This window comes from Streptomyces sp. SD15 (assembly GCF_054462255.1).
The window spans coordinates 279388-292123 of the sequence record NZ_JBTLMO010000002.1 but is presented as its reverse complement, the minus strand read 5'-3'; the positions used below and the strand labels follow the sequence as shown (position 1 = coordinate 292123).

12 protein-coding genes are annotated in these 12736 nt (G+C 71.7%); 1 reads left to right on the top strand and 11 read right to left on the bottom strand.

Annotated features, from left to right (window positions below):
- Positions 1–111 precede the first annotated feature (111 nt).
- The 8 genes from ACX28W_RS03285 to ACX28W_RS03250 form a co-directional block, all read right to left on the bottom strand.
- Positions 112–1224 (bottom strand): PAC2 family protein, encoded by a 1113-nt coding sequence (locus ACX28W_RS03285; RefSeq protein ID WP_458997215.1) that lies wholly within the window; start codon positions 1222–1224, stop codon positions 112–114.
- Positions 1225–1382: 158 nt separating this feature from the next.
- Positions 1383–2054 carry a FadR/GntR family transcriptional regulator gene (locus ACX28W_RS03280; protein WP_458997214.1) on the bottom strand — a complete coding sequence of 224 codons (672 nt, stop codon included), beginning with the start codon at positions 2052–2054 and terminating at the stop codon, positions 1383–1385.
- Between the two features lie 101 nt (positions 2055–2155).
- A complete protein-coding gene (locus ACX28W_RS03275) occupies positions 2156–3457 on the bottom strand; it encodes an amidohydrolase (protein WP_458997213.1) in 1302 nt (433 codons plus the stop codon).
- Positions 3454–4215: a nucleoside phosphorylase gene (locus ACX28W_RS03270; RefSeq protein WP_458997212.1), complete on the bottom strand. Its 762-nt coding sequence runs from the start codon at positions 4213–4215 to the stop codon at positions 3454–3456. The genes ACX28W_RS03275 and ACX28W_RS03270 overlap by 4 nt, the downstream gene beginning before the upstream one ends.
- A complete protein-coding gene (locus ACX28W_RS03265) occupies positions 4212–5078 on the bottom strand; it encodes an ABC transporter permease (RefSeq protein ID WP_362071037.1) in 867 nt (288 codons plus the stop codon). Before ACX28W_RS03265 ends, ACX28W_RS03270 begins: the two co-directional genes overlap by 4 nt.
- A complete protein-coding gene (locus tag ACX28W_RS03260) occupies positions 5078–6163 on the bottom strand; it encodes an ABC transporter permease (RefSeq protein WP_458997211.1) in 1086 nt (361 codons plus the stop codon). Before ACX28W_RS03260 ends, ACX28W_RS03265 begins: the two co-directional genes overlap by 1 nt.
- 1 nt (position 6164) lies before the next feature.
- Positions 6165–7730, bottom strand: a complete 1566-nt coding sequence (locus ACX28W_RS03255; RefSeq protein ID WP_458997210.1) for an ABC transporter ATP-binding protein — start codon at positions 7728–7730, stop codon at positions 6165–6167.
- Positions 7711–8760: a BMP family ABC transporter substrate-binding protein gene (locus ACX28W_RS03250; protein WP_458997209.1), complete on the bottom strand. Its 1050-nt coding sequence runs from the start codon at positions 8758–8760 to the stop codon at positions 7711–7713. The genes ACX28W_RS03255 and ACX28W_RS03250 overlap by 20 nt, the downstream gene beginning before the upstream one ends.
- Before the next feature lie 289 nt (positions 8761–9049).
- Between ACX28W_RS03250 and mtnA the strand changes: the two genes are divergently transcribed.
- Positions 9050–10096 (top strand): S-methyl-5-thioribose-1-phosphate isomerase, encoded by a 1047-nt coding sequence (mtnA, locus tag ACX28W_RS03245; RefSeq protein ID WP_458997208.1) that lies wholly within the window; start codon positions 9050–9052, stop codon positions 10094–10096.
- A gap of 173 nt (positions 10097–10269) precedes the next feature.
- Here mtnA and mtnB read toward each other — a convergent pair whose 3' ends face one another.
- Genes mtnB through ACX28W_RS03230 form a run of 3 tightly spaced genes read right to left on the bottom strand, consistent with a single transcriptional unit; the run spans position 10270 to position 12196 of the window.
- Positions 10270–10878 carry a methylthioribulose 1-phosphate dehydratase gene (gene mtnB / locus ACX28W_RS03240; RefSeq protein ID WP_458997207.1) on the bottom strand — a complete coding sequence of 203 codons (609 nt, stop codon included), beginning with the start codon at positions 10876–10878 and terminating at the stop codon, positions 10270–10272.
- Positions 10875–11594 carry an acireductone synthase gene (gene mtnC, locus ACX28W_RS03235; RefSeq protein WP_458997206.1) on the bottom strand — a complete coding sequence of 240 codons (720 nt, stop codon included), beginning with the start codon at positions 11592–11594 and terminating at the stop codon, positions 10875–10877. The genes mtnB and mtnC overlap by 4 nt, the downstream gene beginning before the upstream one ends.
- A complete protein-coding gene (locus ACX28W_RS03230; protein ID WP_458997205.1) occupies positions 11591–12196 on the bottom strand; it encodes a 1,2-dihydroxy-3-keto-5-methylthiopentene dioxygenase in 606 nt (201 codons plus the stop codon). Before ACX28W_RS03230 ends, mtnC begins: the two co-directional genes overlap by 4 nt.
- Positions 12197–12736: the final 540 nt, after the last annotated feature.

Sequence of the window (12736 nt, the reverse complement as noted above, 5' to 3'; positions counted from 1 at the left end):
GCAGTTCCCTTCGGTGGGTGAGCATCTGCCAGGGCCGCAGCGACGACTGAGGGGCGGTGCGCGTCGTGCGCACCGCCCCTCGATCGTTGTCAGTCGTCACCCGTCGGCGGCTCAGTCCTCCGAGGAGTCCGCGGGACCGCCGTCCTCGGCGTCGGTGTCCGGTTTGGCGTCCGGCGCTGCGTCCGTACCGGTGTCCGGCGCCGTATTCTGTCCGGTCTCTGGTGCCGTGCCCGTCTCGGTGTCGGTCTCCGGCCGCTGCGACTTAGGCGGCCGGGTGCGACCGCCGGGACCGCTGGAGCCGCCGGGACCGCCCGGACCGTCGCGGAGGTACGAGGCGGAGTCCCCGCTCTCCGTGGCGTGGCCCCCGGCCGTCGCCGGACCGCTGCCGTCCCGCCGCCGCAGATACCGCTCGAACTCGCGCGCGATCGCCTCGCCCGACGCCTCCGGCAGCTCCGCGGTGTCCCGGGCCTCCTCCAGCGACTGCACGTACTCGGCGACCTCGCTGTCCTCGGCGGCCAGCTGGTCCACGCCCAACTGCCAGGCCCGCGCGTCCTCGGGCAGCTCGCCCAGCGGAATGCGCAGGTCGATCAGGTCCTCCAGGCGGTTGAGGAGGGCCAGCGTCGCCTTCGGGTTCGGTGGCTGCGAGACATAGTGCGGTACGGCCGCCCACAGCGACACCGCCGGTACCCCCGCGTGCGTGCACGCCTCCTGGAGGATGCCGACGATGCCCGTGGGACCCTCGTACTTGGTCTCCTCCAGGTCCATGGTGCGGGCCAGGTCCGGATCGGACGTGACCCCGCTGACCGGCACCGGACGGGTGTGCGGGGTGTCGCCGAGCAGCGCGCCCAGGATCACCACCAGCTCGACGCCCAGTTCGTGCGCGAAGCCGAGCAACTCGTTGCAGAACGAGCGCCACCGCATCGACGGCTCGATCCCCCGGACCAGCACCAGGTCACGCGGCTTCTCGCCGCCGACCCGGACCACTGACAACCTTGTCGTCGGCCATGTGATCTTGCGGACACCGCCGTCCATCCACACTGTGGGGCGGTTCACCTGGAAGTCGTAGTAGTCCTCGGCGTCCAGCGCCGCGAACACCTCGCCCTTCCACTCCCTGTCCAAGTGCGCGACCGCGGTGGAGGCGGCGTCGCCGGCGTCGTTCCAGCCCTCGAACGCGGCCACCATGACCGGGTCGATCAGCTCGGGAACCCCCTCGAGCTCGATCACCCAGCGCCTCCTTCCGACGTGCCCTCTCGTACGCCCCAACCTTACGGCGTGCCGAGGGGGCCTCCGCAGCCCCCTTGCACGGGGGAGTGAACGGATCACTGCCCCGTTCGCCACCCCGAAACACCCCCCAGTCGTCCGAGCTGTCCTCGGTCAATCGGTCACAAGGTGCTGCGCAGCCACTGCTCCACGCTCGCGATGTGGACGGTCGCCCACGAACGGGCCGCCTCCGCGTCCCGGTCCCGCAGCGCGGACAGGATCGCCCGGTGCTCGTGCAGGGTGCGGCTGACCGCGTCCTCCTGGGTCAGGCCGCGCCAGATGCGGGCCCGGGTCGTGGGTCCGGAGAGGCCGTCGAGCAGCGAGCACAGCACCGAGTTCCCGGAGCTCTGCACGATCCCGCGGTGGAACTCCAGGTCAGAGGCGACGAGTTCCTCCACCGAGGGGGCGGAGCCCAGCGCGTCCAGCTGGGCGGTCAGTGCGTCGAGTTGCTGTTCGCCGATGCTCGCGGCGGCCATCGCCGTCGCCGCGGGTTCCAGGATCCGGCGCACCGCGAGGAATTCGAGCACGGTGTCGTCGCGGTGGAAGTCGACGACGAAACTCAGCGCTTCCAGGAGGAGTTGGGGGTCCAGACTGGTGACGTACGTGCCGTCGCCCTGCCGCACGTCCAGGATGCGGATCAGGGAGAGAGCGCGCACCGCCTCCCGCAGGGAGTTGCGCGACAGCCCCAGGTCGGCGGCGAGCTCGCTCTCCTTGGGAAGCCGGTCGCCGGGCCGCAGCGTGCCGGAGACGATCATGCCCTTGATCTTCTCGATCGCCTCGTCGGTAACTGCCATGGCGGACCTCCCTGTTCACCCCGAATGCCGCCCAGACATCCGATGTATCGGCCCATTATGTGGGGCCGGCGGACTGACGCGCCCCGCTGTCCACTGCCGGATCAGGCGAGAGCCTCCAGCTCGGCGAGGGCGGCGGCCTCGTCGAGCGTCGTGAGCGTCCGGTCCCGCATCAGGATCCGGCCGTCGACGACCGTGTCCCGTACGTCCGCCGAGTGCGCGGCATACGCGAGCGTGGACCACGGGTCGTGCACCGGCCGCAGATGCGGCGCGTTCAGGTCCAGCACGATCAGATCGGCGCGCTTGCCCGGTTCCAGGGAGCCCAGGTGGTCGCCGAGGCCCAGCGCGCGGGCGCCCTCGACGGTGGCCATCCGGACGGCCTGTTCGGCGCCGACCGCGGTCGGGTCGCCGTCCGCCTTGTGGACCAGGGCCGCCTGCCGCACCGCCCCCAGCATGTCCAGCGTGTTGGAGCTGACCGCGCCGTCCGTGCCGAGCCCCACCGTCACGCCCGCGCTGAGCAGCCGCGGAACCGGCGCGATGCCGCAGCCGAGCTTCAGATTGGAGACCGGACAGTGCGCGACCGACGTCCCGGTGCGCGCCAGGGCCGCGATCTCGGGACCCGTCAGATCCACGGCGTGGGCGAGCAGCAGATCGGGGCCGAGCAGTCCGAGCGAGTCGAGCAGTTCCACCGGCCGCTTGCCGTGGCGGACCTCCACGGTGGCGACCTCGGTCGCGTTCTCCGCGGCGTGGATGTGCAGCAGTGCGCCGAACTCCCGTGCCAGCGCGGCGATTTCGGTGAGCTGCTGGGGCGCGAGCGTGTAGGTCGAGTGGGCGAAGAGGACGGGACGGGTGCCGGGCCGCGCCGACACGCGATCGGCCAGGTCGCGGCGGGCCCACGCCATCCGGTCCTCGTAGGCGATACCGTCCGCCGGGTCCGGTACGTCCATGAAGGTCGGCCCCGTGTGCAGCCGCCAGCCCGCCTCACGCGCGACCCGCTCGGCCGCCTCGTGGTACCAGTACATGTCCAGCGCCGAGGTCACCCCCGCCCGTAGGCTCTCGGCGATCGCGACCCGCATCCCCGCGGCGACGTTCTTCGGGGACAGCAGTTCGGCCTCCCAACGCAGCACCCGCTCCAGGAAGCCCTGCAGCGTGACGTCGTCGGCGCGGCCGCGCAGCAGCGTCATCGCCAGGTGGGTGTGGGTGTTGACGAGGCCGGGCAGGACCAGACAGCCCGTCGCGTCGAGGGTCTCGGCGGCGTCGTACCGCGCGCGCAGCTCCTCGGCGGGCCCGACTTCCCGGATCTCGCCGTCGCGGACGGCGACCGCGCCGGACCGTACGAAGGTGCCCGCCTCGTCGACGGTGAGGACGTCCCCGCCGTACACCAGCAGATCGGCGTGCTCACTCACGAGACATCCTCCGCGTACTCCTCGGCCAGAATCCGCAGCGCCTCCAGCGACACCACCGCGCCGCGCTCCACACCCGCCGCGACGACCTCGCGGTGCGGGTCGTAGCCGCCGGTGCTCTCCTCGTCGACCAGCTCGTCCGCGTTCGCGCCGTCGATCACGAGCACGCCGCCCGCGACGAGGCCGCGCAGCGAGGCGGTGACCAGCAGGGCGGACAGCTCCATCTCGATCGCCGCGAGACCCGCGCCGTCGTAGGAGGTGAGCGGAATCAGGCCCGGCTGGAAGGCCGCCCGGGTCCAGACCAGTCCCCGGTGGTGCGGGGCACCCGCCGCGCGGGCCGCGCGCTGGAGGGCGAACACGGCCTCGGGGGAGGAGACAGCCGGGTACTCCGGCGGCAGCAGCTGCTGGGTCACGCCGTCGTCCCGTACGGCCGCCTCCGCGATGACGAGATCGCCGTCCCCGATGCCGGGGCGCATCGCGCCGGCCGTACCGAACCGCAGGAAGGCCGTGACGCCCGCCTCTGCCAGCTCCTGGAAGAGCAGGATCGCGCCCGGCGCGCCGACCCCGTGCGAGGCGACGGTGACCGGCAGGCCCTTCCAACTTCCGCTGAACACACGGTATTCGCGGTGGTACGACACCTCCTCGGCGCCGTCGAGCAGCGCGGCGACGGCCGCGGCGCGCGCCGGGTCGCCGACCACCACGGCGGACGGCGGCAGGCCGGTGCGGGGTATTCGGGTGATGGGCAGCAGGTCCTGTGTCATGAGGTGACTCCAGCGGGGCGGGTACGGCGACGGCGGCGGGCCGTCGTCAGGAAGAGGGCGCCGAGCGTGACGACGTACGGCGCGGCGTCGGTCGCCTGCTGCGGCAGGCCGAGGCCCTGCAGCCGGAAGCCCGCTGCCTCGGCGAGGCCGAACAGCAGCGCGGCGAGCAGGACGCCGAGGGGCAGGGCACGGCCGAGCATCACGGCGACGACGGCGATCCAGCCACGGCCCGCCGTCATGTTCTCCGAGAACAACGTGACGTTCCCGAGGGCGAGTTGGGCGCCGGCGAGTCCGCACAGCACACCCGAGACGAGCACGGCCGCGTACTGGTACTTGGCCGGGCTGACGCCGAGCGTGGCCGCGGCCCGGGGTGCCTCGCCGACCCCGCGCAGCCGCAGTCCCCACACGTGCCGCGAGAGCAGCAGCGCGGCGACGCCGACCGCCGCCCAGGCCAGATAGGCGAGCGGCGAGAAGCCACCGACCAACGGCAGTCCGGCCAGTGACGGGTCGTCAAAAGTGCCCTGCACGCCGAAGATCGTACGCAGCAGGAAGCTGGTCAGGCCCACAGCGAGGAGGTTCATCGCGATGCCCAGAACCACCGCGTCCCCGCGCAGGGTGATGGCGCCGACGGCGAGGACGAGCGAGTACGCGGCGGCGGCGAGCGCGGCCGCGAGGACGCCGAGCCACGGGCTGCCGGTGAACCAGCTCGTGGTCACGGCCGTGAAGCAGCCCATCAGCATCATGCCTTCGAGGCCGATGTTGAAGACGCCCGCGCGCTCGCACAGCGCGCCGCCGAGCGCGGCCAGCAGGATGGGAGTGAGCGCGCGCAGCGCGGACATGAGGAGATCGGAGTCGAAGAACATCAGACGGCCGCCGCCTTCTTCCTGAACCACCTGTGGGGAAAGCGCAGTCGGGCCGCGAGGAACACGATGACGATGGCCTGGAGCACCTGCGTCAGCTCGCGCGGCACCTCGGTCGTGCGCTCCATGGACAGCCCGCCGACCTGGAGCACGGCGAAGAAGAACGACGCCAGCACCGTGCCCAGCGGGGCCGCGGCCGCCAGCAGCGCGGCGGTCAACCCCGTCCAGGTGTAGCCGGGCGCGGTCAGCGCGCCGTCCACGAAGCGGTACGGAAAGCTCAGCACGCCGATTGCACCGACGAGCCCGGCGAGCGCGCCCGAGGTCGCCATGAGCCGCAACGTCAGCCCCTTGCGCTCGACGCCCGCGTACGCGGCGAAACGGGAGTTGAGGCCGGTCATCCGGATCTCGTACCCGATCGCCGTGCGCCGGTCGGTGAACCAGTACGCGGCCGCCGCGAGCGCGACCAGCAGCAGCCCGACCGTCACGGTCGAGGAGCCGAAGGCCGGCAGCGCGACGCCGTCCGGCAGTCGCCGTGTCTGGGGGAGGCTGGAGCCCGGCTCGTTGAGCGGATAGCGGGCCAGGTAGGAGGCGAGCGACGCCGCCGGATAGCTGAGCAGCAGGCTGCTCACCAGCAGCGGTACGCCGAAGCGGTTCTCGCACAGCGCGGCCAGGGCGGCGTACCCGGCGCCCGCCGCCATGCCCGCGAGCAGCGCGAGGGCGACGGAGAGCGGTGCGGGCAGCGGTGTGTACAGGCCGGTGACCACGGCGGCCATCCCGCCGAGCACCATCTGCCCGTCCCCGCCGAGGTTGATGAGCCCGGCCCGCAGGGGAATGGCCAGCGCGAGGGCGAGGCCCAGCACGCTGGTCGTGGTGGTCAAGGTCGAGCCGATGCCGTCGGCGCCGAGCGAGCCGCTGAGGACGGCGCCGTACGCGGTGACCGGATCGGCGCCCGTGCCGACCAGGAAGAGCGCGCCGATCAGGACTCCGGCGAGGACGGAGAAGGCGACGGGGGAGCGGAGGGCTCCGGTTGTTCGGGCAAGCACAGCTGCTCGGGCCGTGGCAGGGCCCTTGATGTCTGTCTCGGGCATGTCAGTCTCCGACCTCCACCGACGCGTCCGACGTGTCCGACGTGTCCGGGGCCTCTTCGGGGGCCGAACCGCCCGCCATCGCGAGCCCCAACGCCTGTTCGTCGGCCTCGTCCTTCGTGTACGTGGCCGTGACCCGGCCCTCGTACATCACCAGCACGCGGTCCGCGAGCCCACGGATCTCGCTGAGTTCGGCCGAGACGAGCAGGACGGCGTGCCCCGCGTCGCGGTAGGCGACGAGCTCGTCATGGATCGTCTGGATCGCACCGATGTCGACGCCGCGCGTCGGCTGCTCCACCAGCAACAAGGGTGCCTCATGGGCGAGTTCACGGCCGATCAGCAGCTTCTGCAGATTGCCGCCGGAGAGCGCGGAGGCGGGCACCTCGGGCGTGGCCGCCTTGATGCCGAAGCGCTCGACGAGCCGCCGGGCGTGGGCGCGTACGGCCGCGGGTGGCAACATCCCCCGGGCCGAGAGGGACGTACGGTGATGACCCATCGCCAGGTTGTCCGCCACGGACGCGGCGGGCGCGGTGCCGACCGCGTGCCGGTCCTCGGGGACGTACGCGAGGCCCTGCGCGCGCCGTTCGGTCGCCGAGGCGTGCGTGATGTCGTGGCCGCGCAGCGCGACCCGCCCGGCCGTGACCGGCCGTAGCCCGGCCAGCGCCTCGATCAGCTCGCTCTGGCCGTTGCCCGCGACGCCCGCGATGCCGACGATCTCGCCCGCGCGGACGGTGAGCCGGACATCCCGTACGGCGTCCGTGTCGAGGTCCGTCACGTCCAGCACCACGTCACCGGGGGTGCCCGGGGCGTGTAGGCGGTCCAGTTCGACCGCGCGGCCCGTCATCGCGGCGGCGATCTCGTCGGCGGTCGTGTCGGCGGTGCGCAGCCGGGTCACGACGCGTCCGTCCCGCAGTACCGTCACGTTGTCGCTGCCTTCGAGGACCTCGCGCAGCTTGTGCGTGACGAGGATCACCGTACGGCCCTGCGTGGTCAGCGACTTGAGCACCGCGAACAGGGCGTCGGCCTCGGCGGGCGTGAGCACCGCGGTCGGCTCGTCGAGGATGAGCGTACGGGCGCCGCGGTGCAGCAGCTTCAGGATCTCCACCCGCTGCCGCAACCCGACCGGCAGGTCGCCGACCCGGGCGTCCGGGTCGACGGCGAGACCGTGCTCCGCGGCGAGTTCGCGCACGCGGCGGCGGGCCGCCGCCCGGTCGACCAGACCGAAGCGGCGGGGTTCCGCGGCGTACACGACATTCTCGGCGACCGTCAGCGAGTCGAACAGCTTGAAGCTCTGGTGCACCATGCCGAGCCCGGCGGCCATGGCGTCACCGGGGTCGCCGAAGGACACCTCGCGCCCGTCCACCCGGACGCTGCCGGAGTCGGGGCGCTCCATCCCGTACAGGACGGACATCAAGGTGGACTTGCCCGCGCCGTTCTCGCCCATGAGGGCGTGGATCTCGCCGTGGCGGACGGTCAGGTCGACGGCGTCGTTGGCGAGCGTGCCGGGGAATCGCTTGGTGATTCCCCGGAGCTCGACCGCGACGCCAGGATCAGCCGGCTGCGGGGTCATCGACCTTCAGCTCTCCGGACACGATCTGGTCGCGCAGCGCCTCGACCTTCTCCAGGACGTCCTTGTGGTCCGCGATGACGCACTTGGAGGTGTCGACGCCCGCCTCAAGGCCGGTCAGGCTGATGCCGCCCTCCTTCAGGCCGTACGAGACGGTCGTGCCCGCCTTGCCGTCGAGGACCTGCTTGATGCCCTCCTCCACGGCGACGTCCGTCTTCTTGATCACGTTGTCGACGACCGTGCCGGGCGCCGAGACGCACTGGTTGACGTCGACGCCGTACGCGTACGCGCCCTTGGCCTTGGCCGCCTCGAAGACGCCGTAGTTGCCGGCCGCGGCCGCCGCCATGATCTGGTCGTAGTCCTTGGCGAGGAGCGAGTTCGCCTGCTCCTTGGCGCGGGCCGAGTCGTCGAACGGGGACTGGCCGCCGACGAAACGGGTGGAGGTCTCCGTCTTGGCGGCGACCTTCTTGGCGCCGGCCGCGAACGGGTCGCTGTAGCGCCGGAACTGGGGCGTGTCGAGGACGTCCACCGCGCCGACCTTGCCGCTCTCGCTGAGCAGCCCGGCCTCGGCGCCCGCGAGGAACACGCCCTCGTGCTCGCGGAAGACCGCGCAACTGACGTTCTCGTACGTCTTCGTCGTGCACGCGTCGATCATCAGGAACTGCTGGCCGGTGTGCGCCTCGGCCTGCTGCGCGACCAGGTCGGCGAACTCGAAGCCGACCAGCACGATGACATCCGGCTCGGCGTCCACCGCGGCCTGCACGTTCTGCTGCATGGAGGCGGTGTCCGAGGACTCGTAGACCTTCTGCGTTCCGTCATGCGACGTGGCCGCGGCCTTCACCCCGTCGACCGCGAGCTTCAGGAACTCGTTCTGACCCACGGCGTCCGGCGTGACCAGGGTGAAGGACTCGCCACTGTCCTTGGCGCTGTCGGAAGTGTCGTTCTTCGCGGCGGCGTTGCAGCCGGTGACCGCGGTGACGAGGAGCGCGGTGGCCGCGGCGAACTGCAGGGTACGGCGGTGTCTGCGGTGCATCGGGGGACCTTCCGGATACGGCAAGGCGCGCTCCGACGGGAGCACGTGAGGGTGAGTGGTGGGCGCTGAGGGGGACGGGTCAGCGTCGACAGCCGTCGCTTGCGCACCGGCCGTGGTCGAGGAAGCGGCGTTTCGTGAGCAGCACACGTCCTCCTTCGCGTCGGCCTGGGGGCTGCGGGTGCTGGACTTTAACACCGGTTTCCGGACAGGTGTGCGGCTGTCTCGAACTGTGGTTCTCACAGGTCATGTACGGTGTCGGACACCTTCGGAACATCAGGAGTGTCCCGCTATGTCCCAGGAACTGCGCGCCGTCGACTGGACCGGAAACAGCCTCGCGCTCATCGACCAGACCGTCCTTCCGCACCGCACCGAGACGTGTGAAATCCGTGACGTGGACGCTCTGGTGGACGCGATCCAGCGGCTCGTGGTGCGCGGCGCTCCGGCGATCGGGGCGGCCGGGGCGTACGGTGTCGCGCTCGCGCTGCTCCAGGGCGAGCGGGAGGGCTGGGACCGCTCGGAGGTGCGCGCCGCGGTCGCCCGCATCCGCTCGGCACGCCCCACCGCGGTGAATCTCATGGTGTGCGTGGACCGGGTGATGACCCGCTTCGACGAGGGCCTCGACGCGGTCCTCGCCGAGGCCGCGGCCGTCCAGCGCGAGGACGTCGAGGCGAACCGCGCGATGGGGGCGTACGGCGCGGACTGGCTGCTCAAGCGCGTCGACGCCGACCGGCCGCTGCGCATCCTGACGCACTGCAACACCGGCGCGCTCGCCACCGCCGGCTGGGGTACCGCGCTCGGCGTCATCCGCGAACTGCACGCGCGCGGCCTCGTGGAGGTCGTGTACGCCGACGAGACGCGCCCCCTGCTCCAGGGCTCCCGGCTCACCGCCTGGGAACTCGTCCAGGAGGGCATACCGCACTACGTTCAGGCCGACGGAGCCGCCGCCGGCACCATCCTGCGCGGCGAGGTCGACGCGGCGATCGTCGGCGCCGACCGCATCGCCGCGAACGGTGACACGGCCAACAAGGTCGGCACCGTGGGCGTCGCGCTGGCCTGTGCGGACGCGGGTATCCCGTTCCTGGTGGCCGCCCCAACGACCACGGTCGACCTGTCGACGGCTTCGGGCACCGACATCCACATCGAACTCCGGGGCGAGGACGAGGTGTTGGAGTGGTCGGGCGTACGGACGGCTCCGGCGGAGTCCCGGGGGCACAATCCGGCATTCGACGTCACGCCGGGGCGGCTGGTGACGGGGTTGGTCACGGAGCGCGGGGTACTGGAGGTGTCGGCCGGGGAGTTGCCGGGGGATCACCTGAGCCGACAGAAGAGCGCTTGAGCCGGCAGAAGAGCGCTTGAGCTGAGGGCGGAGCGCTTGAGCTGACGGCGGAGCGCTTGAGCTGACGGCGGAGCGCCTGGGCCGACGGAGGAGCGCCTGAGCTGGCGGCACGCGAAAGCCGCGGTCCCGAATCGCCATCGGGCCGCGGCTTTTCGCTGAGCTGGGCGCTTGGTTCAGCGCTGGGTCAGTTCCAACTCCAGCAGCCACTCCACCACTTCGGTGTGATGCCGCGCCTGACGGGGATCGGCGCCCCACACGTACAACCCGTGCCCCGCGACGACCACAGCGGGCATCCGCGGGTCGCGGGCCGCCTCCAGGCGATCGCCCAGCACCTTCATGTCCTGGCTGTTGGTGATGACGGGGAGGGTGACCTCGACGTCGTGGGCGGGCTGGCCGACGCCCTTGAGCATCTCCAGGTCCCTGAAGACGATGCCGCCGGGCTCGCGGCGGCCCATGGCCACGGAGGCGACGGTGTGGACGTGGACGACCGCGCCCGCACCCGTGAGCGCGGCCACGCGCGCGTGCAGCTCGGCCTCCGCGGACGGCCTGCCGCCCGACACCGCCGCGCCCGAGCCGTCCACCAACACCACATCGGCGGGCGTCAGTTCACCCTTGTCGTGGCCGCTCGCGGTGACCGCGAGGCGGAGCGGCTCACGGGACAGCACCACCGACAGGTTTCCCGACGTGCCGCGCATCCAGCCGAAGGAGGCGAAGCGGGCCGACTCGGCGGCCAGGACCGCGCCCGCCTCCTCCAGGTCCAGTGCTGAGGTCTCGACGGTCATGCGGTGCTCCTTGCGATGGTGATCTCGTCGAACGTCCCCGCCTGCGGGTGATCGCCGACGCCCTGCTCGTAGTACGGCTCCCCGGGGCGACGTACGCCCACGGCCTGCCAGCCCGCCGCGCGCGCGGCGTCCAGCTCGCCCGGCCGGTCGGAGAGGAAGAGGATGCGGCCGGGGGCGACGCCCAGCGCGGCCGCGATGGTCGCGTACGACTGAGGCTCCTGCTTGGGGCCCGCGTTCTCCGTGTCGTACAACCCCTCGACGAGCGGCAGCAGATCGCCCTCGGGGCTGGACCGGAACCACGCGCGCTGCGCGGCCACCGAGCCGGACGAGTACACGTGCAGGCGGACGCCTGCCGCGTGCCAGCGGCGCAGCGCCGGGAGCACGTCGTCGTAGAAGTGCGAGACGAGGTCGCCGCGTGCGAAGCCCTCGGACCAGATGAGGCCCTGGAGGGTCTTGAGGGGGGTCGCCTTGCGGTCTTCGTCGAGCCACTCGCCCAGGGCCTTCTCGACGCGTACGGCGTCGGCGTCCGGCTCCCCGATCAGCTCCCGCACCTGCGCGACTGCCCGCGCCACCTCCGGATCACCGCTCCGCTCGGAGAGCAGTGCTCCGAAACGAGAGCGGGAGTACGGGTAGAGCACGTCCACGACGAACCCCGTGGCGCTCGTGGTGCCCTCGATGTCGAGCACCACGGAGTCGATGTCGAAGACGGAACTCATGCTTCCGAACCCGCCCGGTCCGCCGCGTACCCCGCGTCGATCGTGTCGAAGTCCGGGAACCGGTCCGCGATCCGGTCACCGGTGAAGCTCCCGATCCAGCCGTCCTCCTCGTGGAAGAACCGGATCGCGGTGAACGACGGCGTTGTGCCCATGTCGAACCAGTGCGTGGTGCCGCGCGGCACGCCCAGCAGGTCGCCCTTCTCGCACAGCACGGCGTGCACCTCGCCGCCCACGTGGAGATAGAAGATCCCGGAGCCGGAGACGAAGAAGCGGACCTCGTCATCGTCGTCGTGGGTGTGCTCCTGGAGGAACTTCTGCCGCGCGGCCTTCGCCTTCACCGGGTACTCGGGGTCGTCGCTCGGGTGCAGCCCGAGGACGTCGACCGTGGTGAAGCCCTCCTCGGCGTTCAGCTTGTCGATCTCGGGGCCGTACGCGGCGAACACCGTGTCGCTGTCGGCGTCCGCGGGCACGTCCTCGCGAATCGGCCACTGCTCGTAGCGCACACCGATCGGCGCGAGCGCGGCGGCGATCTCGGCGGGGTCGGAGGTGCGGCGCACCACGGTCAGGGGACCGGACTCGGGCCAGGTCGTCAGCAGGGTCATGGGAGCAACTCCAGGAACTGGAAGGGATGTCCGGATGCTGGACGGGCGCCCGGACGGGGAGTGGGGAGGGACGGAGGCGGAGACGAGGACGGCGGGCGCGGCACGCCCGGGCGCGGCGCGCGAGGGGCAAAAGCCGACGGGGGGTACGGGGATCCGGCCGGATTCCGGTGGGAAACCCCTGGTCAGCCGGGACACCCCGCGCCGGTACAGCGTCGCCTCGCTGTCGCGCACGGTGTCGTCATCGGAGCCTCACTGTCCCGGGTCGGGTGCCGGTTCCGAGATGGTAACTCCCGGCGGACGGGCGGCCGAGTGTGACGTAGTTGTTGTCTCAAGTGCTGAGAAAGCGGGTCCTACGCTTTGACGCCTGGCTGGAAACGTTCAGATGATTTGCCCATGAAGACGCTGCTGCTTGTGCGGCGGCTGTACGTGGACTTGCTCCGGTCGACCACAGCCCGCTGTCGCTGACCTGCCCCCGGAGCGCCGGCTCGACCGAGCCCGAAACGCCAAGTCGGCCCAGTCCGAGGGGCTCCCGCCCGCTGT

Bases quoted from the DNA above. Each gene is read 5' to 3' on its own strand.
- mtnB (WP_458997207.1), bottom strand. From the start codon at position 10,878: ATGACCGTCGAGACCTCAGCACTGGACCTGGAGGAGGCGGGCGCGGTC.
- ACX28W_RS03230 (WP_458997205.1), bottom strand. From the start codon at position 12,196: ATGACCCTGCTGACGACCTGGCCCGAGTCCGGTCCCCTGACCGTGGTG.
- ACX28W_RS03280 (WP_458997214.1), bottom strand. From the start codon at position 2,054: ATGGCAGTTACCGACGAGGCGATCGAGAAGATCAAGGGCATGATCGTC.
- mtnC (WP_458997206.1), bottom strand. From the start codon at position 11,594: ATGAGTTCCGTCTTCGACATCGACTCCGTGGTGCTCGACATCGAGGGC.
- ACX28W_RS03260 (WP_458997211.1), bottom strand. From the start codon at position 6,163: ATGCCCGAGACAGACATCAAGGGCCCTGCCACGGCCCGAGCAGCTGTG.
- mtnA (WP_458997208.1), top strand. From the start codon at position 9,050: ATGTCCCAGGAACTGCGCGCCGTCGACTGGACCGGAAACAGCCTCGCG.
- ACX28W_RS03270 (WP_458997212.1), bottom strand. From the start codon at position 4,215: ATGACACAGGACCTGCTGCCCATCACCCGAATACCCCGCACCGGCCTG.
- ACX28W_RS03250 (WP_458997209.1), bottom strand. From the start codon at position 8,760: ATGCACCGCAGACACCGCCGTACCCTGCAGTTCGCCGCGGCCACCGCG.
- ACX28W_RS03265 (WP_362071037.1), bottom strand. From the start codon at position 5,078: ATGTTCTTCGACTCCGATCTCCTCATGTCCGCGCTGCGCGCGCTCACT.
- ACX28W_RS03255 (WP_458997210.1), bottom strand. From the start codon at position 7,730: ATGACCCCGCAGCCGGCTGATCCTGGCGTCGCGGTCGAGCTCCGGGGA.